Source organism: Salinivibrio sp. AR640 (genome assembly GCF_001995405.1).
Lineage (GTDB): Bacteria > Pseudomonadota > Gammaproteobacteria > Enterobacterales > Vibrionaceae > Salinivibrio > Salinivibrio costicola.
The window spans coordinates 31,609-57,337 of sequence record NZ_MUFD01000018.1; the positions used below are offsets into that span (position 1 = coordinate 31,609).

At 51.6% G+C, this 25,729-nt stretch carries 18 protein-coding genes and 4 tRNA genes; 4 read left to right on the forward strand and 18 right to left on the reverse strand.

Features of this window, described 5'->3' with window-relative positions; genetic code table 11:
• Positions 1-450: 450 nt before the first annotated feature.
• Genes BZG75_RS10205 through BZG75_RS10215 form a run of 3 tightly spaced genes read left to right on the forward strand, consistent with a single transcriptional unit; the run spans position 451 to position 7,141 of the window.
• Positions 451-3,276, forward strand: a complete 2,826-nt coding sequence (locus BZG75_RS10205) for a glycosyl hydrolase family 18 protein (RefSeq protein ID WP_077460008.1) — start codon at positions 451-453, stop codon at positions 3,274-3,276.
• A gap of 52 nt (positions 3,277-3,328) precedes the next feature.
• Positions 3,329-4,501 (forward strand): lytic polysaccharide monooxygenase, encoded by a 1,173-nt coding sequence (locus tag BZG75_RS10210; protein WP_077460009.1) that lies wholly within the window; start codon positions 3,329-3,331, stop codon positions 4,499-4,501.
• A gap of 9 nt (positions 4,502-4,510) precedes the next feature.
• On the forward strand, positions 4,511-7,141 hold the full coding sequence (locus BZG75_RS10215; protein ID WP_077576888.1) for a glycosyl hydrolase family 18 protein: 2,631 nt from the start codon (positions 4,511-4,513) through the stop codon (positions 7,139-7,141).
• A 77-nt stretch (positions 7,142-7,218) separates the two neighbouring features.
• On the opposite strand, the gene rlmB is transcribed toward BZG75_RS10215, so the two are convergent.
• From rlmB to BZG75_RS10290, 14 genes are all read right to left on the reverse strand, one after another.
• Positions 7,219-7,953, reverse strand: a complete 735-nt coding sequence (rlmB, locus tag BZG75_RS10220; protein WP_077576889.1) for a 23S rRNA (guanosine(2251)-2'-O)-methyltransferase RlmB — start codon at positions 7,951-7,953, stop codon at positions 7,219-7,221.
• Positions 7,954-7,956: 3 nt separating this feature from the next.
• Entirely contained in the window at positions 7,957-10,452 is a 2,496-nt protein-coding gene (gene rnr / locus BZG75_RS10225; RefSeq protein ID WP_077576890.1) for a ribonuclease R, read from the reverse strand.
• Positions 10,453-10,670: 218 nt separating this feature from the next.
• Positions 10,671-11,306 (reverse strand): flagellar protein MotX, encoded by a 636-nt coding sequence (gene motX, locus BZG75_RS10230; RefSeq protein WP_021023486.1) that lies wholly within the window; start codon positions 11,304-11,306, stop codon positions 10,671-10,673.
• A gap of 204 nt (positions 11,307-11,510) precedes the next feature.
• Positions 11,511-12,809, reverse strand: coding sequence for an adenylosuccinate synthase (locus BZG75_RS10240; protein ID WP_077576892.1), 1,299 nt, complete (start codon positions 12,807-12,809; stop codon positions 11,511-11,513).
• Positions 12,810-12,934: 125 nt separating this feature from the next.
• The gene (locus BZG75_RS10245) at positions 12,935-13,120 is read right to left on the reverse strand and encodes a DUF2065 domain-containing protein (RefSeq protein ID WP_077576893.1); all 186 of its coding nucleotides are present in this window, start codon (positions 13,118-13,120) and stop codon (positions 12,935-12,937) included.
• Positions 13,121-13,218: 98 nt separating this feature from the next.
• Complete coding sequence (gene hflC / locus BZG75_RS10250; protein ID WP_077576894.1) at positions 13,219-14,109, reverse strand: protease modulator HflC; 891 nt, start codon at positions 14,107-14,109, stop codon at positions 13,219-13,221.
• Positions 14,110-14,111: 2 nt separating this feature from the next.
• Positions 14,112-15,272 carry an FtsH protease activity modulator HflK gene (gene hflK, locus BZG75_RS10255; protein WP_077460014.1) on the reverse strand — a complete coding sequence of 387 codons (1,161 nt, stop codon included), beginning with the start codon at positions 15,270-15,272 and terminating at the stop codon, positions 14,112-14,114.
• 49 nt (positions 15,273-15,321) lie between these two features.
• Positions 15,322-16,614 (reverse strand): ribosome rescue GTPase HflX, encoded by a 1,293-nt coding sequence (gene hflX / locus BZG75_RS10260; protein ID WP_021023480.1) that lies wholly within the window; start codon positions 16,612-16,614, stop codon positions 15,322-15,324.
• 27 nt (positions 16,615-16,641) lie between these two features.
• Positions 16,642-16,920 carry an RNA chaperone Hfq gene (gene hfq, locus BZG75_RS10265; RefSeq protein WP_021023479.1) on the reverse strand — a complete coding sequence of 93 codons (279 nt, stop codon included), beginning with the start codon at positions 16,918-16,920 and terminating at the stop codon, positions 16,642-16,644.
• Positions 16,921-16,996: 76 nt separating this feature from the next.
• A complete protein-coding gene (gene miaA, locus BZG75_RS10270) occupies positions 16,997-17,938 on the reverse strand; it encodes a tRNA (adenosine(37)-N6)-dimethylallyltransferase MiaA (RefSeq protein ID WP_077460016.1) in 942 nt (313 codons plus the stop codon).
• Positions 17,931-19,862: a DNA mismatch repair endonuclease MutL gene (gene mutL, locus BZG75_RS10275; protein WP_077576895.1), complete on the reverse strand. Its 1,932-nt coding sequence runs from the start codon at positions 19,860-19,862 to the stop codon at positions 17,931-17,933. The genes miaA and mutL overlap by 8 nt, the downstream gene beginning before the upstream one ends.
• 1 nt (position 19,863) lies before the next feature.
• Complete coding sequence (locus BZG75_RS10280) at positions 19,864-21,549, reverse strand: N-acetylmuramoyl-L-alanine amidase (RefSeq protein WP_077460018.1); 1,686 nt, start codon at positions 21,547-21,549, stop codon at positions 19,864-19,866.
• A 1-nt stretch (position 21,550) separates the two neighbouring features.
• Positions 21,551-22,021, reverse strand: a complete 471-nt coding sequence (gene tsaE / locus BZG75_RS10285; protein ID WP_021023475.1) for a tRNA (adenosine(37)-N6)-threonylcarbamoyltransferase complex ATPase subunit type 1 TsaE — start codon at positions 22,019-22,021, stop codon at positions 21,551-21,553.
• A 68-nt stretch (positions 22,022-22,089) separates the two neighbouring features.
• Positions 22,090-23,562 (reverse strand): bifunctional ADP-dependent NAD(P)H-hydrate dehydratase/NAD(P)H-hydrate epimerase, encoded by a 1,473-nt coding sequence (locus tag BZG75_RS10290; protein WP_028569672.1) that lies wholly within the window; start codon positions 23,560-23,562, stop codon positions 22,090-22,092.
• Between the two features lie 80 nt (positions 23,563-23,642).
• Between BZG75_RS10290 and queG the strand changes: the two genes are divergently transcribed.
• On the forward strand, positions 23,643-24,770 hold the full coding sequence (gene queG, locus BZG75_RS10295; RefSeq protein WP_158009978.1) for a tRNA epoxyqueuosine(34) reductase QueG: 1,128 nt from the start codon (positions 23,643-23,645) through the stop codon (positions 24,768-24,770).
• Between the two features lie 470 nt (positions 24,771-25,240).
• On the opposite strand, the gene BZG75_RS10300 is transcribed toward queG, so the two are convergent.
• The 4 genes from BZG75_RS10300 to BZG75_RS10315 all read right to left on the reverse strand — a co-directional run bounded on the left by BZG75_RS10300 (position 25,241) and on the right by BZG75_RS10315 (position 25,630).
• Positions 25,241-25,316: transfer RNA gene (locus tag BZG75_RS10300), tRNA-Gly, on the reverse strand.
• A gap of 18 nt (positions 25,317-25,334) precedes the next feature.
• Positions 25,335-25,410: transfer RNA gene (locus BZG75_RS10305), tRNA-Gly, on the reverse strand.
• A gap of 30 nt (positions 25,411-25,440) precedes the next feature.
• Positions 25,441-25,516, reverse strand: a tRNA-Gly gene (locus BZG75_RS10310).
• Positions 25,517-25,554: 38 nt separating this feature from the next.
• Positions 25,555-25,630, reverse strand: a tRNA-Gly gene (locus BZG75_RS10315).
• Positions 25,631-25,729: the final 99 nt, after the last annotated feature.

Below are 25,729 nucleotides of genomic sequence, written 5' to 3' on the forward strand. Positions count from 1 at the left end.
AATCAGCTTCCACAATTGGCTCGGTCGTCCAGCGGAAGCAAGGAACGGAAAAGAAAAGACCGAGAATCAGGCGCGAGATAGTACAGAATTGCAGCGTCATAAGCAAACGGATTTTGTCTTTATCGGTTGGTTGTTCCATGAACCCCCGAAAAAGAATGACCAATTTCAAAAAAAATAAGAAATCAAGCCTGCAAACTGTCAATTATGTGCGAATTACCACCAACATCACGCTATGGATGCACTTCTTTTTTACCAATAATTAATTTATGAACCCACGCTCAAATTATGACATTCCCGCCTCCTTTTCTTGGCAGTTAATGCCCAAAATAATCTTTTTATTGCCTATGCTTGAGCGGAAAAGCCGTTTTTAGTGCAAAAAGCGTAGGGGAAGACCTCATCAATCACTGACTGTATTGATGAAATTCGTTTCAAAAATTTTTGGAGCAAAATATGAAGATAGTAACACCATCGCGTATGGTCGCACTTGGTTTGGCAGGGCTCGCATTAAGTAGCCCCAGCGTACACGCTGCAGTTGATTGCCAGCCATTATCCGATTGGCAGAATGGCAATACCTACACTAAAGGGGATCAAGTAAAAACAGATAACACCGCCTATGAAGCGAGGTGGTGGACGCAAGCCGACCCGGCCACCCAATCTGGCGAATGGAAAGCGTGGAAAATCCTCGGCCAGTGCGCTGGTAGCGTCAACCAAGCCCCTACCGCAACCTTAACCGTCTCTCCGTCTGGACCGATTGAGGTTGGTGACACACTCATCTTCACCCTCGCCGGGACAGACACTGATGGCACAGTGACCTCATTCGCGCTCTCACAAGGCGACACCCTATTGTATGAAGGTGCAGAAGCAACCGCCATTCGCTGGCAAGCCGAACAAACGGGTCGTTTTACATTTACTCTCACCGTGACCGACGACAAAGGCGCTACCGACATCCAGACATTGCAACAGGTGGTGGGTGATGACCAAACCGGCGGCGATAAGTATACCTGTCGTCCGGCTGGTTTATACACCACCCCAGATGTCGAGGTGCCGTATTGCTCTGTGTATGACGAAAACGGCCTTGAAGACATGGGCGCCGATCACCCTCGCCGTGTCATTGGCTATTTCACCAGCTGGCGAAACGGCGCCAACGGCCAGCCCGCTTATTTAGTCAGCGATATTCCTTGGGACAAGATCACCCACATTAACTACGCCTTTGCCCACATCAACGCGGACAACCAACTGTCTATCGGCGATCCCAATGCCCCCGATAACCCCGCGACCCAAATGACCTGGCCGGGCGTGGCCGGCGCAGAGATGGATCCAACCCTGCCGTACAAAGGCCACTTTAACTTACTCAACAAGTATAAAAAGCAGCACCCCGACGTGAAAACACTGATCTCCGTGGGTGGCTGGGCCGAAACCGGGGGCTACTTCGATGAAAACGGCGAGCGCGTTGATAGTGGTGGCTTCTACACCATGACCACCAATGCCGATGGCAGCGTCAACCAAGCTGGCATTAAAGCTTTCACCGACAGTGCCGTCGCCTTCTTGCGCCAGTATGGCTTTGATGGTCTAGACATTGATTATGAATACCCATCATCAATGAAAGACTCTGGCCACCCTGACGATTTCGAGTACTCCAACCTACGTCGTGCGCACTTGAATAAATCCTATCAAGTGCTGATGAAGTCACTGCGTGAAGCACTCGATAAAGCCAGTGCGCAAGATGACAAGCACTATATGCTGACCATCGCCGCACCGTCATCGGGTTACTTATTACGCGGCATGGAAACCTTCCAAACCACCCAATACTTAGATTACGTCAACATCATGAGCTATGACCTGCACGGGGCATGGAACGATCATGTTGGCCATCAAGCGCCGCTGTACGACACCGGCGAAGACTCGGAGCTTAAACAGTGGAATGTCTACCAAACCCCTGAATTTGAAGGGATTGGTTATTTAAATGCCGACTGGGCAGCCACCTATTTTATGGGCGGTATGTCACCCGGCCGTATCAATATCGGTATCCCGTATTACACCCGCGGCTTTAAAGACGTGCAAGGTGGCGACAAAGGCCTTTGGGGACGCGCGCCATTGCCAAACCAAAGCGAGTGCCCAGCCGGCACCGGTGTCGGTGAGAAAAACAAATGCGGCAACGGTGCAGTCGGGATAGATAACCTTTGGCATGATGTGGACGAGCTCGGCAACGAAGTGCCTGCCGGCTCCAACCCTTTATGGCATGTGAAAAACTTGCTCGACGGCAAACTACCGGCCTATGCGGCGGAATACGGACTTGATCCTGAGCAAGACCCCACTGATCGCCTTACTGGTAGTTATCAGCGTTACTACGATGACATCGCCAAAGCGCCGTGGGTTTGGAACGAAGAAAAACGCGTATTCCTATCGATGGAAGACGAAACCTCGATGGCCGAAAAGGTCGACTACGTGGTCAATAGGGGCCTAGGCGGGGTGATGTTCTGGGAGCTGGCGGGGGATTATCGCTATGATGATCAGCGTCAAGCCTACTTTATGGGTGACACCCTGACCTCTCTGGCGTACCAAACCTTTAAGCAAGCGGGCAGCGACTACTCACTACAACGTGGCGACGCCAACTTCCAAGTGCCAAGCGAGCAAGTGGATGTCACGTTTGACGCGCTGAACTTCCCAGTGGGCGATGACAACTACCCTATTCGCCCCACGTTCCGCTTTACCAACCACTCCGATCTGGACTTATCGGGCGCCACCATCAGCTTTGATGTGCCAGTGTCTACCTCGGCCATTTTTAAATCTGACTGGAACGCCCAGAAAAAGCTGCGCATGGAAGTCGTGCGTGATAGCAGCAATGCCAGTGGTAACAACATCGGCGGGTTTGATGCCACCCATCATCGCTTTGCCATCACCTTGATTAACGAATGGGGTGGTATAGAGCAAAGCTTTAAGCCGGGTGAAACCTTGGACGCTCAGGTGATGTACTACATGCCTATCACCAACCCAACCAATATCACCATCGAAAAAAATGGCCAGCGCTATGCGGTGAAGCAGGAGTATCCAAGCCTTCCGCCTGCGCTCCCCGGTAGCACCAGCCAAAGTGGCGGAGAGTCTCAGTGTCCTGACGTCGATATCGCCAGCCTGAGTACCTACCCCAACTGGCCTAACGGGGGCAATCATGCCAGCGGTGGCGACCAACTTATCTACCAAGAGGCGGTGTGGGAAGCCAAGTGGTGGACCCAAGCGGCACCCGGTGGTCAAGCTTGGCGCCAAGTCTGCAGCCTCTAATCCATTTCTGGTCTTGAATGCGGGGGCTTCGTGCCCCCGTTAAGGAGTCGTTATGTTCAAGTCTTCGTTTACTCAACTTTCCTACCGTACCGCCATCGCCCTTGCATTGGCGGCATGCAGTACACAGGTGATGGCACATGGCTATTTAGAAAGCCCCAAAGCCCGCCAGGCGATTTGCCATGAGCAAGGGGGCTATTGGTGGCCTTCAGATGGGTCAGGTATCCCTAACGCCGCCTGTCGCGCTGCGTTCTTAGAGTCGGGGCACTACCCGTTTGTACAACACCATGAATCGGCGCAATTGGTGGCGGATTATCGCAATATGGATGCGGTGAAAGCGGCCGTTACCGATGGCAACTTATGTGGCGCCGGCGATCCCAATAAAGCCGGGATCAGTTTGCCCTCACCAGATTGGCAACGGACCGAAGTCACCCCAGATGGCAATGGGCAAATTGACGTGCGTTTTCGCGCCACCACACCGCACAACCCAAGCTTTTGGGAAATTTATCTGACCAAGCCAGACTACAACGGCGCGACCGATGCGCTGACGTGGGACGATCTCGAAAAGATCGACACCTTTGGCGACCTGCCCATTGTGGTTGGCGATGACGGTAACCGGTATTACGAGATGACCGTGACCCTGCCCGCCGATCGTCAAGGTGATGCCATTCTCTATAGCCGTTGGCAACGTATTGATCCGGCCGGAGAAGGCTTCTACAACTGTGCCGACATCACCATCACCCCTAGTCAGACCGCCCCCGCCCAATGGCACGAGCTAGGATACTTTGTCCCACATCCACAAATGGCAGCATTGGGCGATCGCGTGCGGGCCCGCTTGCACAACCGCCAAGGCCAAGAAGTGGTGGATGTCACTCTCACCCTGACGGACCAAAATGTGGCGAATTGGCCACACGCACTGGCGAGCCTTATCGAAAAACAAGCTAACGAGCCCTTGCGTATCGGGGTGATGCGCCACGGCGAGATCCAGTTTAATGCCGATGACGTGGTGCAAAACCAAGTCTTTAGCCATCACGATAGCTATAGCTTCAACCTGTCGGTGATCCCGGCTACCGACGAACCCACCAGCAACCTGCCCGCATGGCGCGCATCTGAGGTCTATGTGGCCAAGGATCGCGTGCGCTACGGCGACAACATCTACCAAGCAAAATGGTGGACTAGAAACGAGCAACCCGGCGCTGCCCTTGTTTGGCAACGCGTGACACAATAAGGAGCAAACATGAAGCCAATAACCCTACTCTCTCTGGCGATTGCTGGGGCACTGGGCGCCAGCCACGCCGTGGCGGCCCCTTCAACCCCAAGTTTGGACTGGAAGCCACAAAACTATTCTTTTGTTGAAGTCGATGAATATGGCCGCGGATCGTACAAAGATCTGGTGCAGCGCGTGGATGAAGTCCAAATTGAAATTAAATGGAATGCCTGGTCCGGTGATGGCGGTGACAGCTACAAGGTGTACTTTGACGATCAGGTGGTCAATCAAGGCACTTTACCGGCAGGCACCCAATCCGGAACAGTCACTTTCCCCTATGACAAAGGCGGTCGTCACCAGCTTAAACTCGCCTTGTGTGAAGGGGGCGTCGATGGTCAGTGTGCGACCAGTGCCGCCAAACCCATCGTGATCGCAGACACCGACGGCGTCCATCTTGACCCACTGCCGATGAATGTCGACCCCAACAACAATGACTATCCCAAACAGCCTGATACCGTGGTGGGGGCATACTTTGTCGAATGGGGCATTTATGGTCGTAACTTCGATGTCAGTCAGGTGCCCGCGGGGAATCTCACCCACATCTTGTATGGCTTTATCCCCATTTGTGGCCCCAATGAGTCATTGGGCGACATCGAAAATGGCAACAGCTTGCGCGCACTTGAGCTCGCTTGCCAAGGCTCAGAAGACTATGAAGTGGCAATCCATGACCCATGGGCGGCGATTCAGAAAAAGCTGCCCGGCACACCGGCCAAAGATCCGATAGGTGGCACCTACGCGCAAATGATGGCGCTCAAGCAGCGCTACCCTGATCTGAAAATTCTCCCCTCCGTTGGCGGCTGGACCCTATCAGACCCCTTCTATGATTTCACCGACAAGGCCAACCGTGACGTCTTTGTCGCCTCGATGAAAGAGTTCCTACAAACCTGGAAATTCTATGACGGGGTCGACATTGACTGGGAATACCCAGGCGGTGGTGGTGCCAACCCAGATTTGGGCAATCCAGATAAAGACAGCCAAGCCTACGCGGCCTTAATGCGTGAGCTGCGCTCGATGTTGGATGAGCTCGAGGCCGACACCGGCCGTGAGTACCAACTCACCTCGGCCGTCGGTGCCGGTTATGACAAAATCGCTAACGTCGATTACAGCGCCAGCGCGCCGTACATGGATTACATCTTTGCCATGACCTACGACTTTTTCGGTGCATGGAATAATGTCACCGGCCACCAAACTGCCATTTACTGTGGCAGCCATATGAGCGCGGGGGAATGTGATGGTACCGGTGTCGATGACAACGGCGAACCTCGCAAAGGCCCGGCCTACACGCTCGATAATGGCGTGCAATTACTGCTAGAAAGCGGCGTGCCACCGGAAAAAATGGTGATCGGTACCGCGATGTACGGTCGTGGTTGGGAAGGCGTTTTCCCTGCCAATGCAACCGATCCTAGCAACCCGATGACCGCGCCCGGTAACGGCCCGATCAAAGGCAGCACCGCTGATGGTATTTGGGAAGCGGGCGTGATTGACTACAAAGGCGTCGTCAAATCAATGCTCGGCAGCGCGGGTAACGGCATCAATGGCTTTCAAACCGGTTATGATGAGCAAGCTGAAGCGGCCTACATTTGGAACCCTGACAACGGCAAGCTGGTCACTTACGACAACCCACGATCGGTCAAAGCCAAAGGCCAGTATGTGCGTAATCACAACTTCGCCGGTTTGTTTGCCTGGGAAATAGATGCCGACAATGGCGATATCCTCAACGCGATGCACGAGGGCTTAGCACAGGATGGTCAGCCGCCAGTCAACAACGCCCCAACTGTGAGTATCGCACAACAAAGCTATACGCTGGCGCCGGGAGAATCATTAACCATTGCGGCCAATGGGCGCGATCGGGATGGCGATGCCCTGACCTATCGCTGGCAAGGCGATACGGCGCTGACCCTGACTAATAGCGACACGGATTCGGTCACGGTGACCGCCCCCGATGTGAGCACCAGCACCGATTATTCCCTGTCGGTGACAGTATCGGATGGTCAAGCCCGTGCCGAGGCCAATGCGACTATCGAGGTAGTGGTACTGGGTGAAAACCAAGCCCCTACCGTGGCACCTATCGCCCCAGTTAGCCTGAAAAGCGGTGAGCAAACCCGCGTGACGATTGAGGCAAACGACCCAGATGGCGATACACTCAGCTACACCTACCGTGCATCCGGCGATCTGGCCGTTTCTGGCAGCGGTGATCAGGTGACGCTAACGGCACCCACCGTGACGGAGAATCGCGACTATGTGGTCACGGTCGAGGTCAGCGATGGCGACAAAACCACGCAAGCGCAATTCACGGTGACCGTGACGCCGGCCAGTGGCTTGCCAACGTGGGATGAAAATACCGTGTATGTCGGCGGCGATCGCGTCCTGTATAAAGGGGTTGAGTATCGGGCCAAGTGGTGGACCAAAGGCCAGCGCCCAGACCAAGGCGATCCATGGGAGCGCGTCGGGGATAGCCAAGCCAACCAAAGCAGTGAATGGCAAGCGACCGTCGCTTATTCCGGCGGCGCTGAAGTTGAATATAACAACCAACGCTACCAAGCCAAGTGGTGGACCCAAGGCGAAAAGCCGGGCAGTACCGCAGTTTGGCAATTACTGTAACGATTGTTCACTTCCCAAAATGACAAAACGCCCCAACAGGGGCGTTTTTCTTCAACGGTGGACAAGAGACAAGGCACTTAACGACGCTGACGCACCGCTTCATACAAACAGACACCAGTTGCCACGGATACGTTCAAGCTCGATACGCTTCCTGACATGGGAATACGAATTAGCTCATCACAGGTTTCACGGGTCAAACGGCGCATGCCGTCTCCTTCCGCGCCCATCACTAAGGCTAGCGGCCCCACCAATTTGGTGTCGTAAACATCATGATCGGCTTCACCGGCCGTGCCCACAAACCACACGCCCTGCTCTTTGAGCGCACGCATGGTACGCGCTAAGTTGGTAACACGCACCAAAGGTACCACTTCAGCTGCGCCACAGGCCACTTTGCGTGCCGTCGCGTTAAGCTGAGCAGATTTATCTTTCGGAACGATGACCGCACTCACTCCGGCTGCATCGGCAGTGCGCAGGCAAGCCCCCAAATTATGCGGGTCGGTGACACCGTCAAGTACCAGCAACAAAGGGTTCTCGGTATTAGCGAGGATCGCCTCCAAGTCATTCTCGTTGTACTGACGACCCGGTTTGACACGGGCAACAATCCCCTGATGCGACGCACCTTGAGTTTTGTCGTCTAACGCTTTGCGGCCCACTTGCTGAATACTCACGCCCAGCATCGCAATGTCATTGAGCACGGGGACCAAACGCTCGTCTTGACGCCCTTTTAATACCATCACTTCAATAAAGCGGGAAGGATCGGTTGCTAAAATCGCTTGGACGGCATGAATGCCGTAAATAACTTCACTACTCATGATTTACTTCTTTTTCTTACCCGCTTCGGCTTTTTGTTTTTTCGCCTTTTTCTTGCGTGCTTTTTGCGCAGGCGACTTTACTTTACTCTTTTTGCTTGGCTTATCCGCCGGCGCCTTATCGCCCTCAACACTGGGCACCGCACCGCGTTTAAGCTGTTGACGTACCGAGGTTCGCTCACGGCGCGCTTGCGGATCTTTATTCGACTCCGCACGACCTTTTTTGCGCTTATCGCGTTCGGTTTTACCCGGGCGACGGGCTTTGCGCTCAGAGCCTACCAGTTCAAAGTCAATTTGTCGCTCATCAAGATTCACTGACAGCACTTTAACCGTTACCTGATCGCCAAGTCGGAACACGCGGCCAGAGCCTTCGCCCACCAGACGCTGACCTACCATATCAAAACGGTAATAGTCGTTATCTAGGTTAGAGATATGGACCAAACCATCGATATGCAGCTCATTGAGGCGAACAAAGAAGCCAAAACCGGTGACATTGGCAATCACGCCTTCCAGTTCATCGCCAACGTGATCTTGCATATATTCGCATTTAAGCCAATCCGACACATCACGGGTGGCATCATCGGCGCGACGCTCGGTTTTTGAACACTGCTCGCCGAGCACATCCATATCGTCAAATGAGTAGTGGTAGCCACCGGTCGGGGTCCAACGGTCTTGGTTTTTACCCGCTTGTTTGGCAATCAAGTATTTGAGTGCACGGTGCAACAGTAAATCCGGATAACGACGAATAGGCGAGGTAAAGTGGGCGTATTGTTTTAGCGCCAAACCAAAGTGACCTTGGTTATCCGCTTGATACACCGCTTGCTTCATCGAGCGGAGCAACATGGTCTGGATAAGCTCACTGTCCGCGCGACCATGGACCACGTGCATCAGTGCCGCGTAATCTTTCGGCGTCGGCTCTAGGCCGCCACTCAGGCTTAAGCCTAACTCGCCTAAGAAATCTTTAAAGCCACTAAGACGTTCTTCACCCGGTGCTTCGTGAACACGATATAATGCTGGCTCTTTATGCTTCTCGACAAAACGCGCAGAGGCGACGTTGGCAAGAATCATACATTCTTCGATGATCTTGTGCGCATCGTTGCGCTCCACCGGCACAATACGGTCGATTTTACGCTGTGCGTTGAAAATAAATTGGGTTTCTACTGTCTCAAACTCAATGGCGCCGCGTTGTTGGCGAGCCCCACTGAGCACCTTGTACATATCGTGCAAGGTTTCTAGATGTGGAACCAAGGTGTGATAACGCTCTCGCAAGGTCTCATCACCCTCTAAGATGTTAGACACCTTGGTGTAGGTTAAACGCGCATGTGAGTTCATCACCGCTTCATAGTGCTTGTAGCCGGATAGTGCGCCTGACTCAGAAATTGTCATTTCACAGACCATACATAGACGATCAACCTGTGGATTGAGCGAGCATAGGCCGTTGGAAAGCACTTCTGGTAACATGGGCACCACTTGGTTGGGGAAGTACACCGAGTTACCGCGGTTTTGCGCTTCTTTATCCAGCGCAGAATCAGGCCGCACATAGTAACTAACATCGGCAATTGCCACCCACAAACGCCAGCCACCAGAACGTTTACGTTCACAGTAGACCGCATCATCAAAGTCACGGGCATCTTCACCGTCGATGGTCACCAGCGGCAGATCGCGTAGATCAACGCGGCCTTCTTTCGCTTTTTCCGGCACTTCCTCGTTCAAACTTTTAACTTGCTTGAGCACGGCATCCGGCCATTGATGAGGAATATCATGGGTGCGCATCGCGATTTCAATTTCCATGCCCGGCGCCATGTTTTCGCCCAGCACGTCAACAATCTTACCCATTGGGTTGGTTTGGCGAGTAGGACGTTGCATGATCTCAACCACCACTACATTGCCCATACGCGCGCCCTGAGTGTGATCTTTATCAATCACGATATCTTGGCCCAGGCGGCTGTCGTCTGGCACGACAAAGCCCATACCATCTTCGACAAAATAACGCCCAACGATTTGGCCTTGACGTGCTTCCAACACTCGCACGACACGGGCTTCTTGGCGACCGCGCTTATCGGTGCCAACACCTTGCGCCAAAATGACATCGCCATGCATCACGCTACGCATTTGATGATACGGTAACGTCCAATCGTCATGATTGCCTTTCCCTTCAGGGCGCAAGAAGCCAAAACCATCACGGTGACCAATGACGGTCCCTTTAATCAGATCCAGACGCTCGGGCAAGGCATAGCATTGACGACGGGTGAACACCAATTGTCCATCACGCTCCATGGCGCGCAGGCGTCGACGTAAACCTTCATACTGATCATCGCCGTCTAAACCGAGATGGGTAAACAGATTGTCGCGGCTCACTGGCGCCTTAAAGCTGCGGATCACTTCCAGCAAGTGCTCTCGGCTGGGAACCGGATTTTCATATTTTTCAGCTTCACGGGCCTGGTGTGGATCCGCAGCGATGTTGTTTGGCGTATTATTTGTCGAACCTGTGTCTTGCGACATAGACCTTTTCCTATTGGCGTATGTTGATTTCATTATATCTGTTAACTGTCGCGATTGCGCCGCGATGATCGCAGTTTGACGTTTTGTTTCAGCGCTTTGCTTGTAGGCAACGAGAGGAACATGGCGAACTGGCCATATCAAATCAGATTGGGAACAGATGAGTAAAGGGAGTATAGCGGATTTTGACGATAAAATCGCCTACAGTCAGAGGCTGGTGGTTACCAGTAACTGGTGCGTCTTTTAGCGCGAGCGATAATATTCTGAGGCATTCGCGCTTCAAGCGCTGAGCGTAATTCGGCAATACGATCACGCGTGCCAGAGTCTGCGGTAATGGTCTGATATAACCAGCGATAAGCATCCTCATAATCAAGCGGTGAACCGACGTCATCCACCAGCAACTCGGCCAGTTGAATTCGCGCGCGGGTATCCCCCAATGAAGCGGCTTCGCGCAGGTAAGGAATCGCGCGTCGTTGATCTTGCTGCACCAAGGTCCCATTCGCATAGTATCGCCCTAGCTGCTCCAATGCCGCAGGTAACCCTTGCTGCGCAGCCTGTTTCATGTAATACACACCGAGCTCGGCATCTTGATCAACGCATACGCCCCACGCCAACATATCGCCGTACAAGAACTCATAGGCGGGAGATCCCACACGTGTTGCCCGTACTTCGATGTCTTGTACGAGTTGGCATTCATCTTGTTCCACACGCTCAAGGTGTGAGTTGGTCTCGAATAAGGCGATCAGTTCACTTTCTTCATACAAGGGCACCGCCGGCCCCACATCCGCTCTCGCGGTTGCTGTTGCCAACGTCGTTACCGTTAGTAAAAGTGAAAAACTCAGCGTTCGAAACTTCATGCCTACTCGCTATTCAACCAAGAAACCCAACAGCAACGCGCACGCTCGCCGTGTGCTTTTTTGTATCGGCACCCTGCTTAGTGACTTTAGCAAAGGCGGCAAGTTTTTTCCGCTTTCCACACGATCTGGGTTCCAACCTCGTCCAATAGCGATAAAAAAAGCCAGCGTTAAACGCTGGCTTCATGGTTTGTCTTCGCGCAAGCATTAGCTCTCGAAAGGATGAACCTTAATGATGGTTTCATTACGGTCTGGGCCAGTTGAAATTAGATCAATCGGCACGCCAGTCAAGGTTTCAATACGCTTGATGTAATCAAGTGCAGCTTGTGGTAACTCGTCGAGAGATTTCACTCCAAAGGTGTTTTCACTCCAGCCCGGCATGCTTTCATAGATAGGCTCGATGTGCTCATACGCGTCAGCAGCTAGTGGAGACACCTCAACCGTTGAACCGTCTGCCATCTTGTAACCGGTGCAGATTTTGATTTCTTCCAAACCGTCCATCACGTCCAGCTTAGTTAAGCAGAAACCCGAGACCGAGTTAATCTGCACGGCACGGCGCATAGCCACCGCGTCAAACCAACCACAACGACGCTTACGACCCGTGGTTGCACCAAACTCCGCACCCTTAGTGCCGAGATGCATACCAATGTCGTCATCAAGTTCTGTTGGGAACGGACCTGCCCCTACTCGCGTGCAATAGGCTTTGGCGATACCTAGCACATAACCAAGATGACGAGGACCAAAACCAGAGCCTGCAGCCACACCGCCAGCGGTAGTGTTTGAGGAGGTGACATACGGATAAGTGCCGTGATCAATATCTAGCAAGGTGCCTTGTGCGCCTTCGAACATGATTTTGTCATCACGTTTACGCGCATCATCGAGCTCTTGGGTGACATCAATCACCATACCGGTGAGGATGTCTGCTTGCTCCATGACCTTGGCTAAGGTGTCTTCATAGCTTACAGGTTCGACTTTATAGAAGTGCTCTAGCTGGAAGTTATGGAGTTCCATCACTTCTTTCAGCTTTTCAGCGAAGGCTTCTTTATCGAATAGGTCACCCACACGCAAACCACGGCGCGCCGCTTTGTCTTCGTACGCTGGGCCAATACCACGGCCTGTGGTGCCAATGGCTTTCTTGCCACGCGCTTTTTCACGCGCTGCATCCAACGCAATGTGATAAGGCAGGATCAAAGGACACGCTTCTGATAGGAATAGGCGCTCACGCACGGGTACGCCGCGTGCTTCCAGCTCACCCATTTCTTTCAGTAAAGCGTCTGGCGACAGCACCACACCATTACCGATAATGCATTTAACGTTGTTGCGGAGGATACCAGAAGGAATCAAGTGTAGGACGGTCTTTTCACCGTCAATGACAAGAGTATGACCTGCGTTGTGACCGCCTTGATAGCGAACCACGTATTTTGCATCTTCAGTCAAAAGATCAACGATCTTTCCCTTACCTTCGTCACCCCATTGGGTGCCGAGAACGACTACGTTATTACCCATCTTCTTCGATATGCAGCTAGTTAAAAAAGGATTCTAGCACCTTAAAAACTCGGTTGCAGTTATTTTTTAACCGTATTGTCGTTTTCTTTCCATGGGTTTGTCACGTCAAGCTGACAGCCGCGTTGTTAACCTAAGATGGAATAGGCAAATACGGCGCCAATCACCACTAAACATCCTCCTAGACGTCGCAACTGATTATCCGGCTGCTGACTCAGCTCGGTCACCATTTGTCGCCATTGCTTGGGGAATAACATAGGCCCCAGCCCCTCGATAATTAATACCAGCGCGAGCGCCCCCCAGAATGTCATCATGATTCCTTCTCCTTTATTGAACGCTACTGTGCGCAATCATTACCCGATAAAAAAAAGACAAGGCACGATGCCTTGTCTTTTCTGTCGGTGATAACGATTTATTGATCGATCACATCTGGCTGCTTCATGTATTTGAAGAAGTCACTTTTCGGATCAACAATCAGCATATCGCCCTTGCTGTCAAAGCTCTCGCGATAGGCCTGTAGCGAACGTACAAAACTATAGAACTCAGGCTCTTTCTTGAACGCGTTAGCAAATAGCTGCGCCACTTCAGCGTCTGCTTCACCGCGTGTGATTCGCGCCTGACGCTCTGCTTGAGAAAGAATCGTGGCTACCTCAAGTTCTGCTTGTGCGCGAATAATTTCAGCCTGCTCACGACCTTGAGCACGATGACGACGCGCCACTGCTTCACGCTCTGCACGCATACGGGCATAGATGGATTCACTGATCTCGCTTGGAAGATTGATACGCTTGATACGCAAATCAATCAGCTCAATCCCTAAATCACGTATCCCCTCACCCGCGGCACGCTCCAACACACCTTCCATGACTTGGTCGCGCTTTTCAGACACTATCTCTTTGATGGTCTTGTTACCAATTTCGGCACGCAGACCGTCAGAAATACGACGTTGCAGCAGCGACTCAGCGGTGATCTTATTACCGCCCCCTGTGGCAAGGTAGTATTGACCGAAGTCTTTAATTCGCCACTTCAGATAAGAGTCGATAATGACATCTTTTTTCTCTGCAGTAACAAAGCGATCGGCACGGTCATCCATGGTTTGAATGCGCGCGTCGAGGGTCTTCACTCGGTCAAACAACGGCAACTTAAAGTGCAAACCTGGCTGATAGATTTTCGCGATCTCGTTATCCACTTTCAGGACACGTCCAAAGCGAATCACAATACTGCGTTCACCTTCACTCACCACGAAGATCGACATCAAAAATATCACGACCGCTAAGACTATAACCGGGATCATCATCTTACGCATGCTTAGTATCTCCCTTCACGTGATGAACCAGAACGCGGCGCCGATTCAGGCTGTTTTGGCTGAGAGCTTTGCTCCAGCTCAATGCCATACTGGCTGCTCGACGTTTCTTTACGCTGGTTAGGCCCAACGGCTGCCCCTCCCATCAACTTATCCAGCGGGAGATACAAGAGGTTGCTGTTTCCGCTTTGCGAATCCACCATCACCTTACTTGTACTGCTGTACACCTGTTCCATGGTTTGGATATACAGGCGATTACGTGTCACGCGTGGCGCATCAATATACTCAGGCAACAATTTTTCGAATTGAGAGACTTCACCTTCTGCTTCATTGACCGTACGAGCTTTGTAACCCAATGCGGCTTTTTTCAGCGTTTCGGCTCGACCCGTTGCCTTTGGCAAGACGTCATTACGATACGCTTCTGCTTCACGGATAAAGCGCGCTTCATCCTCACGTGCTGCAATGGCGTCATCAAAGGCATCTTTTACCTGCTCTGGTGGTCGTGCGTACTGGAAGTTTACGTCGACAATAATCAAGCCCATGTTGTATTTATCAATGATCTGATTCAACTCAACTTGGGTGCGCTCTCTTACTTCTTGACGACCTCGAGTGATAATATCATCCATCACAGAATCACCCACGACCGCACGAAGCGCTGAATCCGTCGCTTGACGCAAGCTGTCATCAGCATTGGTGACACTGTAGAGATACTGCTGGGCATCCATCACGCGGTATTGGACATCCATTTCGACGTTGACCACGTTTTCATCTTTGGTCAGCATCAAACCTGAACTGTTTAGCGAGCGGATTGATTCCATATCAACCGTTCTCACGGTATCAACAAACGTCGGTTTCCAGTTAAGGCCTGGTTGTACGACACGATCATACTGACCGAACCGAAGTACCACACCACGCTGTGCTTCGCCAATGGTATAGAAACCGGAAATACCCCATACGATAATACCGATGAGTGCGAGGACACCTAGCCCCGCCATTCCGCCACCGAAAGAAGGTCCTTTGCCTTTCCGGCCACCAAAGCCACCCAGTTTGCGGCTTAGTTTATTAAACAATTCATCAAGATCGGGTGGTCCTTGATTACGGCCACCACGATTCCCCCAGGGGTCTTTGTCGGGACCGCCATTGTTTCCTGGCTCATTCCACGCCATTCGCGCACTCCATCAAATTGATCTGACGATAATTTTTTACTCTAGCAGCCTATTCACTGACGATAAAGTCGCCAAGCTGGTTGCCTTCTCTTTTTTCTAACCGATGCCAGTCTGTTTGCGGCAGCCTAACATCGACTAATAGATGCCCATCGTCTTGGTATTCTTCACTGACAATGCATCGCATCTGGTGAAATTTACTTTGCATCCGACCCGCTAGATTTGGCGGTAGTCGTAATCGATGCCGCACCATGGTACCGGCCAAACGCTCAGTCAGCGCGTCAAAGATGAGCGCAATACCTTGCCCCGACAAGGCGGATACCCATACGGCTTTCGGCACGCCCTCGTCGTCTCGTTCAATACGAGGCTCAGCCTGATCCAGACTATCGATTTTATTCATGATAAGTAGACGTGGCACATCAGCGGCTTCTATCTCTTCGAGCACGCTGTCAACAGCCTCAATGTTGTCACTCAATCGCTCATCACTGGCGTCAACCACATGCAACAATAAACTCGCTTCTTGCGTTTCTTGCAATGTCGCTTTAAACGCCGCCACCAAATCATGTGGCAAATGGCGAATGAAACCGACGGTATCGGCTAAAATCGCGGTGCCGACATCTTCGACTTCAATCCGACGTAAGGTCGGATCCAAAGTAGCAAACAGTTGATCGGCTGCATAAACGCCAGCTTCGGTAATCCGATTAAACAGCGTCGACTTACCCGCATTGGTATACCCCACCAGCGATACCGTTGGTACCTCGGCACGCGCTCGCGCACGTCGTCCTTGCTCGCGCTGCTTGGCCACTTTGTCTAACCGACGCAAAATCGCTTTTACCCGATCACGCAATAATCGACGATCCGTTTCTAACTGGGTTTCCCCCGGGCCACGTAAACCGATCCCCCCTTTCTGACGTTCAAGGTGGGTCCAGCCACGCACGAGTCGGGTTGAAAGATGCCGTAACTGCGCTAATTCAACCTGCAATTTACCCTCATGCGTACGTGCACGCTGCGCGAAAATATCGAGAATGAGGCCTGTTCGGTCTAATACTCGACATTTAAATCGCTGCTCCAGATTGCGCTCTTGGGCGGCAGACAAGGTATGATTGAAGATCACCACATCGGCCCCGACGTGCTGCACGGTCTCTGCAATTTCTTGGGCTTTTCCCTCGCCGACAAAATATTTCGGGTGAGGAGACTGACGGCTGCCGACAACAACTTGCAAGGCGTCGACACCCGAGGACGAAACCAGCATTTGAAACTCACTGAGATCATCCCACTCGCCATCATGGGTAAAATTAATATGAACGAGTACAGCCTGTTCACCGGCCTCGTAACGGTCAAACAAGCGAAAGACTCCTTAGCAATTGAATACTCACTCCTCAGGTTTTTCTTGCTGACGATCGCCCTGTGGACGCTCTCCAGCCCCTTGGTTATTGTTGTGATGGCTCACAGCACGTGCTGGCACCACAGTAGAAATGGCATGCTTATACACCATTTGATTCACGGTGTTTTTCAGCAAGATCACAAACTGATCAAACGATTCGATTTGCCCTTGTAACTTAATGCCATTCACAAGGTAAATGGAAACAGGAATACGCTCACGACGTAACGCATTTAGGAATGGGTCTTGTAATGATTGCCCCTTAGCCATTAGTTCTTTTCCTTATTTGTTTGTAATTGTAGTCAATGTCGCGGTTAAGCAGCGTCCTTGTCAGTGACAGTATACATCAAGTTTCCGTCCCTGCCGTCAACGCTTTTGTCACCGTTTGTAAAGACAGTGACGGCGCGTCACTGTCAAGCCACGTCACATTTTCCCAGCCTCGCAGCCAAGTTATCTGACGTTTGGCTAACTGGCGCGTCGCGCAAATCCCACGGTAAACGGCTTCATCATGGGTGCTACGTCCGGCCAAATAATCCCACATTTGGCGATACCCAACACAGCGGATCGAGGGCAGATCGGGATGCAGATCCTCTCGCTCAAACAGTGTACGTACCTCCTTTTCAAAGCCCGCTTCAACCATTTTGTCAAATCTGAGCTCAATGCGGCGATGCAACTCACCTCGTTCCTGAGGCGCTATTGCAAATTGGTGTACCTGATACGGCAAAGGTTCACCTTTTTTTTCCGTCAATGCGGTCAGGGTTTGTCCACTGATACGGTACACCTCAAGTGCCCGCATAATCCGCTGCGGATCGTTGCGATGGATCCGCGCACCAGAAACAGGATCAATATCACATAACTGTGCATGAAGCGCTTCCCAGCCATGCTGCTGCGCTTCTTTTTCTAATGCGTCACGCACACTAGGATCCGCACTGGGTAATGGCGATAACCCTTCTAATAACGCTTTAAAATACAACATGGTGCCCCCAACCAACAGAGGGATCTTGCCATTCGACACGATCTTCTTCATTTCTGTGAGGGCGTCTTCACGAAAGTCGGCTGCGGAATAAGCCTGAGCGGGATCTCGAATGTCGATGAGGCGATGCGGCGCCTGTGCTAATTCGTCAGCGGTTGGCTTGGCGGTACCAATATCCATCCCTCGATAAATTAAGGCCGAATCAACACTAATAATTTCAACCGGCATGGTATTGCGTAATGCAATGGCCAGATCCGTTTTTCCCGAGGCGGTTGGCCCCATCAAAAAAATGGCCTTAGGCAGCGGATTAGTCATGTTGTAATGCTTCTATTGCTGAGGTTAGGTCGAGGCGCGTAAACAAGCGTTGTCGCCCTTTTTCCAACGCCTCACCCTGCCAATACTGTTCAATTTCCGATACGGTCTGTACCGCTTGCGCAAGGCTGACTGGATCCGATGCAACTGTCAACTGCTTTGCCAGCCAACCCAACAGGTTCGCGCGGTGATCCGGATTAGATTGGCTGGGGTCTAAGCCGCCTAAAAAGTTCAGCAAGGATGGAACAAAGGCTTGCAGATTCTGTTGCCGCAGTGGTTGGCACACAGACATCACCATTAACTGCTGGCCTTTTACCCGAATATGAATACCAAATTGCCCCAGTAACGTTTGATAGTGGCTAATCGCATCACATTCGGATGCAGACGCAGATAAACGTTGTGGAATTAATAAAGGCTGAGTGACTAATCCCTCCGCCAAGGCTGGTTGTAACGCCCCTTGATGACGCCAGCTTTCTAACCGATAATGATCAGCTAACCATAAACCCTCACCCCACGACATCAGCACATAATGCTGATCAATCACCGCAAGTACCTTTCCCAAGCCAGGTTCACCACTCACTATCTTAGCTGGTGCCATATACGTGCTTACGCTAACCGGCGAAGACGACTGCTCATTCGATGTCGCCTCATCCTTGGCATCGTCAGTGTGAACGGCCGCTCGCGGCGTCATTAACCTTTGATAGGCTTGGGTCGCTTGCTTGGAAGGCGTACTCGAACGGTCAGCGCGCGAAGCTTGCCCTTTTGCTGGCCGTGACGACTCGGTTGACTGTTTCCCCGGATAAGCGGGGAAGGCATTCACCGCTTGCTGATAGGGATGGTCGGTTGCCACGGCCGATGCTCGAGGCTGATAAGACACTGTCTCTCTGACCTCGCCGGTCTCTGGATTGACCGTCTCGTCGATGGGTAACGATGATTGTTGCAGCCCGTCATAAATCGCTTGATAAATAAAGTCATGCACCAGCCGTGCTTGATGAAAGCGGACTTCATGCTTCGCCGGATGAACGTTAACGTCTACCTGATGCGGATCCACATCGATATAAAGCACATAAGCGGCATACTGATCGGGCGCCAAGCTTTGCTCATACCCTTGGCGGATAGCATGGTTGATCAATTTATCTTTCATCATGCGCTGATTCACAAAACAATGCTGCATATCGTTTTGCTGCCGCGCGCCATCAGGGGTACATATCCAACCGCGCAGCGCCATATCATGATGGGTCAAGTCAATCCGCAGCGCATGATCAACAAATTTTTGCCCGCAGATGGCTTTTAGACGACGTAGAGGATCTCCCCTTTCAGGGATACGCCGATATTGGCGAACCTGCGTGCCGTTGTGGCGCAGGTTGATGGTAATATCAAATCGGCTCAAAGCGATACGTCGCAGCAACTCATCAATATGGCTGAACTCGGTTTTATCGGTACGCAAGAACTTACGTCGGGCTGGCGTGTTAAAAAATAAATCCACCACTTCCACGGTACAACCCACCGGATGCGCTGCCGGTTTCACGCTAACGACCATATCGCGTCCTTCAGCAAAGGCTGACCACGCTTCTTGCTGTTCCGCGGGGCGAGAGGTAATGGTAAGGCGCGAAACGGCGCTCACACTCGCTAACGCCTCTCCCCGAAAGCCCAAGCTCATGATCGCTTCTAAATCATCCAGGCTGTGGATTTTGGAGGTCGCATGGCGACTTAATGCCAGCTGTAAATCTGTTTTGCTGATCCCAACACCATTATCACGGACACGAATGAGCTTACTGCCGCCTTTTTCAATATCGACGTCAATACGGGTTGCGCCGGCATCAATACTGTTTTCCACCAGCTCTTTAACCACCGATGCTGGCCGCTCGACCACTTCGCCCGCGGCGATTTGGTTGGCGAGTCGAGCGGGTAATATCTCAATCGCCATATCAGCTTCCTGGAATAATTAAGGTTTGTCCGACCGCCAGGGTATCTGAGCCGAGTTCATTGGCACGACGTAAGCTTTCGATCGTCACCCCATAATTACTGGCAATTTTACCGAGGTATTCACCGCGTTTCACTTTGTGCTTGATGGCCGGTGATGTCGCACCAGGGACCTTCAGTTTTTGCCCGACCCAAAGGGTATCGGACTTGAGATTGTTCGCTTGGCGAAGCGTGCTCAGTGAGACTTGATACTGCTCGGCGATTTTACCGAGAAATTCGCCTCGGCTCACGGTATGAGTCAGGGTTTGTGTGGATGCCCGCTCGGCTTTACCGGCTAACTTAGCCACATCGACATTTGGAATTGATAGCACTTGTCCCACCTGCAGCGTGCTTGAGGTTAAGCCGTTCGCCGATTTTATCGCAGCTATTGAGCTTTGATACTGTTTGGCGATAACTGAGAGGGACTGTCCCGGGCTGACTTTGTGTTTTACCCCGTTTTTGCGCGCGGCAAACAAGGTGCCGTCAGGAGGAAAGCGTTCAAAATAATTACGAATACCGTGATAAATGGCATTCGCCAAACCACGTTGATGCCCTCGTTGGAATAACAAACGCTCTTCTTGCGGATTAGAAATAAATCCGGTCTCTACCAACAAAGACGGGATATCCGGCGATTTGAGCACGGCCAAACTCGCATGCTCAGGGCTCGATTTGTGCAGCTTGGTCACTTTACCCAGCTCTTTAAGCACCCGAGTCGCGACGTTGTAGCCTTCTTTTTGCGAGTTACTAAACTGCAAGTCCAACACCGCACGGCTTAAATATTCGTCCTCGTTATTTTGTGCGAGCAAAGAGCCACCACCTAACAAGTTGGATTGCTCTTCATGTTTTTCAATCCAGCGACCAATTTCACTGTTCGCTCGGCGGCGTGAGAGCACCCACACCGAGGCACCACGAGGTTGTGGCTGATGAAAACCGTCGGCATGCACTGAGACGAGTAAATGGGCTTTGTGTTTGCGTGCGATTTCAGAACGCTGATTCAAATCAACAAAATAGTCACCGGTACGGGTCAAGACGGCCCGCATTCCCGGCACCGCATTGATGCGTGCAGCCGCTTGTTTAGCAATGGCAAGATTGACATCTTTTTCCTGCTTGCGACGCGGCCCAATGGCGCCGGGATCGTTACCGCCGTGCCCGGGGTCAATCGCGACGACAATGTCTTCAGTGCCAAAGGGTAAAGCCGCGACCGTCTCACGCCGCTTCTTTTCCGCTACCGAGAGTGTCGGTTTGTTCTTATCCACTTTTTGCGCGTGCGGTAAATCAACCACTAAACGGTGGCCATACTCGCCTCCCGGTGCGAGAGAAAATATCGTCGGCTTAGCACCATTTTTTAACTCAAAAACCAGTCGATACGTGCTGGCATCAGGGGGGCTGCTCTTGCGGATTTTAGTCAGAATATCGCTGCCTTTAACCTGCTTTGGCAAGCCGGTGGCGAGCTGACTTTGTTTCAAGTCGACCACAAGTCGGTCCGGACGTGTTAAAGAAAAATAACTAAAATCCGCCTTTTCAGCGAGATCAACCACCACCCGGGTTTCATTCGGTGCCGGCCACACCCGAATATTTTCGATTTTGTTGGCCCAACTTGTTGCACTCAACAAACTGGCGATCATCAAGATGCAAAGCCGCTGCCACATCATGCTAGTCTTCCCATTCTAGGCGGTCGATAATAGCCAGGCCTGCCGCGCTATTGGCATCAATAATAAGGTTGCGCTGCTCACCGTCGTAACGCAGAGTGATATCCAGATCGGCATGCGGTAACCAGCCTTCTCCCTTTTCTGGCCATTCAATTAAGCACAGCGCTTGTTGATTAAAATAATCTCGGATCCCCATAAACTCCAACTCTTCTGGATCCGCCAAACGGTAGAGATCGAAATGATACACTTGCCAAGGTGTTAGCTCATAAGGTTCAACCAAGGTATAGGTTGGACTTTTGACATTACCGGTATGCCCCATCGCCTGGATAAAACCGCGGCAAAACGTGGTCTTTCCCGCACCAAGATCTCCATGTAGATAGCAGGTTGTACTTTGCGTACAAGCACGCGCCAGTGCCGCGCCAAAAGCCACCGTGCGATCCGCATCGGTCAACTGAGTGATAAAAGTCTGGGTCATACTACTTTGGGATCTCGTCTGTTATTTATGTCATAAACTGCTCTGATTACTGAACCAGGCGCGTTTCTCTAATCCACTAACTGCTGCAAATAGGGAAACAAATCGCTGGCGAGCAATCCTCGTTCACCGGCCTGAGCGGCGTAATCACCCGCTTTACCATGAAGGTAGCAACCCAATGTTGCCGCCGAGAATAAATCAACGCCTTGCGCCAACAAACTACCGATTACCCCCGAGAGAACATCGCCCATCCCCCCAGACGCCATGCCAGGATTGCCCACATTTGCAACAGCATAATCTGTGCCATCATATACGATCGTTCCTGCCCCTTTAAGCAAAACGACACCACCATACCGTGTTTGTATCGCTTTGACGGCGGCAAAACGATCGAGTTCCACCTCTTTTACTTCACAGCCCAATAAGCGAGCGGCCTCGCCTGGGTGAGGCGTGAGAATCCAATCGTCGCGGTGTTGGGGTTGCCGCGCTAATTTATTTAATCCATCCGCATCAACAACCTTAGGCAACCGTGCCGAGAGGGCGATGGTCCAGAGTGCATCCGACCACGCACTCTGGCCAAGTCCAGGGCCGATAACAATATGGGTGGCCCAAGACAAGGCATCACCTAATGATTGGCCCGGCGCCCAGCTTTGCGTCATTAGCTCAGGCTGACGCGTGACGAGCATCAAGGTATGGTCTTTTTGCGTCACAACTTTGACGAGGCCGGCGCCAGTGCGTAACGCAGCTTGGGCACAAAGCGTCACGGCACCGGCCATACCATGGTCGCCGCCTAAACAAAGAACGCGACCAAATTGCCCTTTATGTGCACTGCGCGCTCGGGGCGGGAGGCATTGCGTTTTGATATCGTCACTGATCAGCTGCCCAGCCGGTTCCGCTTGACGTGCAAAGGCTGTTGCTACATTGAGACCAGCAAAAATAAGTTCACCGCGATGCGTGACCGCTTGCCCGGTTAATAAGCCTTGTTTTAATGCAATCAAGGTAACCGTTATATCCGCTGCGATTGCCACACCTTTTACACAGCCACTGTTGGCACATAAGCCAGACGGAATATCAACCGCCACCACTGGCACGTGGCAATGATTAATCACCCTGACCGCTTGGGCAAAATCGCCTTCAACCGCGCGCGATAAACCGGTGCCCAACATGGCATCGACAATGACATCAAACTGCGTGACGGTAGGCTGGGTCTTAATAACGCTTCCACCACAATCTTGCCACTCTTGCCAAGCGGTTGCCGCGTCGCCACTAAGTTTTTCTGGCGCGACCAATGACCATATGGTGACATTTAATCCCGCTGATTTCGCCAACCGAGCAATCACATAACCATCGCCGGCGTTGTTGCCCGCACCACAGACGATCAATAACCGTGCCGCGTTAGGGTAATACTGATTGATACTATCAAAGACGGCTTGGCCCGCTCTTAACATCAGCTGATACATAGGAATATCCAACGCACGCGCGACAGCCTGTTCGCCTTCACGAACTTGCTCTGCACGATAGAAACTCTGTGGTAAACTTGTCGCCATCAACTGCCTCCATTGATTGTACTGCACCACTTAAGGCCTCAGGATCTACCGCTATGTCGCAACCCACGCCCGATGCATCGATTAATTTCGACCAATTAGCCCAACGTATCAAGCAATGGGGACAAGCGCTAGGCTTCCAGCATGTTGGGATCACGGATGTTGATCTCAAGCAACATGAGGCGCAACTGCAACGTTGGCTCGACAATGGCTATCACGGTGAGATGGCGTGGATGGCGCGACATGGCATGATGCGTGCGCGCCCAGAGGAGTTGGTGCCTGGTACGATACGCGTGATTAGTGTACGCATGAATTATTTACCACCAGAAGCGGGATTTGCCACCACATTGGCCAATCCACGTTTAGGTTATGTGAGTCGCTATTCTTTAGGGCGCGACTATCACAAACTCATCCGCAACCGATTGAAAAAGCTGGGGCAGCAAATCGAAGCCGAGGTTGGTCCCTATGGCTATCGTCCTTTTGTCGACTCGGCACCTATTTTAGAACGTCCGTTGGCAGAAAAAGCAGGGTTGGGATGGACAGGTAAACACTCATTGATCCTTAACGAGGAAACGGGATCCTGGTTTTTCCTCGGCGAGCTATTGGTTGATCTCCCTTTACCGACGGATACTCCCGTTGATAATCAGTGTGGCAAGTGCGTTGCTTGTATGACGAGCTGCCCAACCCAAGCGATTGTTGCGGAAGGCGTGGTCGATGCCCGGCGCTGTATTTCCTACCTCACCATTGAATATGATGGTGTGATCCCTATGGAGTTTCGCCACGCGATAGGTAACCGCATTTACGGTTGCGATGACTGCCAGCTCGTTTGTCCATTCAACCGCGAGGCTGAACTCACCTTAGAAGCCGACTTTCACTGTCGCCCTAGCCTTGATCAACAGCCGCTCACCACACTTTTTAATTGGGATGAGGACACTTTTTTATCCTTAACGCAAGGGTCGGCCATTCGTCGTATTGGGATTAAAAAGTGGCGACGCAATCTTGCTATCGCGATGGGTAACGCGCCTTATGATCCAGAGATCGTTGCGAGCTTACGAGCCCGGCATGGAGAGGATGCATTGGTTGATGAACATATAGAGTGGGCGCTCGGTGAGCAAGAAAGCAAACGACAGCGCATTGATGTGGCCGTACTCCCCACCGGCACTCGCCGCCTGGTGCGCATCATTGAAAAAGGGTTACCGCGAGATGCTTAGCACTGTTAAATAGCAGAAAGATGACGCCATTCACATTATGTGGAAAACTATTAAGCAATGTGTGTTTATGGTGCACTTTTTGATAGTTAAACACATAGGCAGGGCATTAAGCGAGCAAGATCACGATAGTGAATAACACTGTGGAAAAGCATTAGTTAACCTGGAAAAAAATACACTATTCCCCTTTATTTTCAGCTAAATAGAGAGAAATGGTGTTTATTTCCGGTGTACAACATCGTCCTCGTGCTTGCTGACAAGATCACCGGCATGGCGGGCTTTACAGAATTCATCAACCAAGTTATCCACAAAACGAGTCTTGTGGATAAAGCTGTGCATTAGTAATTAAAAGCACGCCAATACGCCGCTTCCAGAGGAAGTACGTTAGGTGTGAATTTGATGCTAGAGATGATGCTTCACAGCATTAAAGACGGCGCTATATGTAACGCCACACTTGCGGTTAACCAAGTGATTGGAGCGACACACGGGGTTCGAACCCGTGACCTCAACCTTGGCAAGGTTGCGCTCTACCAGCTGAGCTAGTGTCGCTTATACCGAATTGTTATTTGGAGCGACATACGAGGTTCGAACTCGTGACCTCAACCTTGGCAAGGTTGCGCTCTACCAGCTGAGCTAATGTCGCATTGCCGATGCGTAACATCGAATTTTAAATTGGAGCGACACACGAGGTTCGAACTCGTGACCTCAACCTTGGCAAGGTTGCGCTCTACCAGCTGAGCTAGTGTCGCTTAGATCGACCTGATCACTATCAGATCGATATTTAATTTGGAGCGACATACGAGGTTCGAACTCGTGACCTCAACCTTGGCAAGGTTGCGCTCTACCAGCTGAGCTAATGTCGCTTTCAACAGACGATTCACGTCGTTAGGGCTGCGAATTATACGAAGAAAAAACCGGGTTGCAAGTGCTGATAAGCAAAATTATGATTTTTTCTTTTGATC

Excerpts from the sequence above, each read along its gene's own strand:
- BZG75_RS10205 (WP_077460008.1), top strand. The coding sequence starts at position 451 with ATGAAGATAGTAACACCATCGCGTATGGTCGCACTTGGTTTGGCAGGG.
- BZG75_RS10210 (WP_077460009.1), top strand. The coding sequence starts at position 3,329 with ATGTTCAAGTCTTCGTTTACTCAACTTTCCTACCGTACCGCCATCGCC.
- BZG75_RS10215 (WP_077576888.1), top strand. The coding sequence starts at position 4,511 with ATGAAGCCAATAACCCTACTCTCTCTGGCGATTGCTGGGGCACTGGGC.
- rlmB (WP_077576889.1), bottom strand. The coding sequence starts at position 7,953 with ATGAGTAGTGAAGTTATTTACGGCATTCATGCCGTCCAAGCGATTTTA.
- rnr (WP_077576890.1), bottom strand. The coding sequence starts at position 10,452 with ATGTCGCAAGACACAGGTTCGACAAATAATACGCCAAACAACATCGCT.
- motX (WP_021023486.1), bottom strand. The coding sequence starts at position 11,306 with ATGAAGTTTCGAACGCTGAGTTTTTCACTTTTACTAACGGTAACGACG.
- BZG75_RS10240 (WP_077576892.1), bottom strand. The coding sequence starts at position 12,809 with ATGGGTAATAACGTAGTCGTTCTCGGCACCCAATGGGGTGACGAAGGT.
- BZG75_RS10245 (WP_077576893.1), bottom strand. The coding sequence starts at position 13,120 with ATGATGACATTCTGGGGGGCGCTCGCGCTGGTATTAATTATCGAGGGG.
- hflC (WP_077576894.1), bottom strand. The coding sequence starts at position 14,109 with ATGCGTAAGATGATGATCCCGGTTATAGTCTTAGCGGTCGTGATATTT.
- hflK (WP_077460014.1), bottom strand. The coding sequence starts at position 15,272 with ATGGCGTGGAATGAGCCAGGAAACAATGGCGGTCCCGACAAAGACCCC.
- hfq (WP_021023479.1), bottom strand. The coding sequence starts at position 16,920 with ATGGCTAAGGGGCAATCATTACAAGACCCATTCCTAAATGCGTTACGT.
- miaA (WP_077460016.1), bottom strand. The coding sequence starts at position 17,938 with ATGACTAATCCGCTGCCTAAGGCCATTTTTTTGATGGGGCCAACCGCC.
- mutL (WP_077576895.1), bottom strand. The coding sequence starts at position 19,862 with ATGGCGATTGAGATATTACCCGCTCGACTCGCCAACCAAATCGCCGCG.
- BZG75_RS10280 (WP_077460018.1), bottom strand. The coding sequence starts at position 21,549 with ATGATGTGGCAGCGGCTTTGCATCTTGATGATCGCCAGTTTGTTGAGT.
- tsaE (WP_021023475.1), bottom strand. The coding sequence starts at position 22,021 with ATGACCCAGACTTTTATCACTCAGTTGACCGATGCGGATCGCACGGTG.
- BZG75_RS10290 (WP_028569672.1), bottom strand. The coding sequence starts at position 23,562 with ATGGCGACAAGTTTACCACAGAGTTTCTATCGTGCAGAGCAAGTTCGT.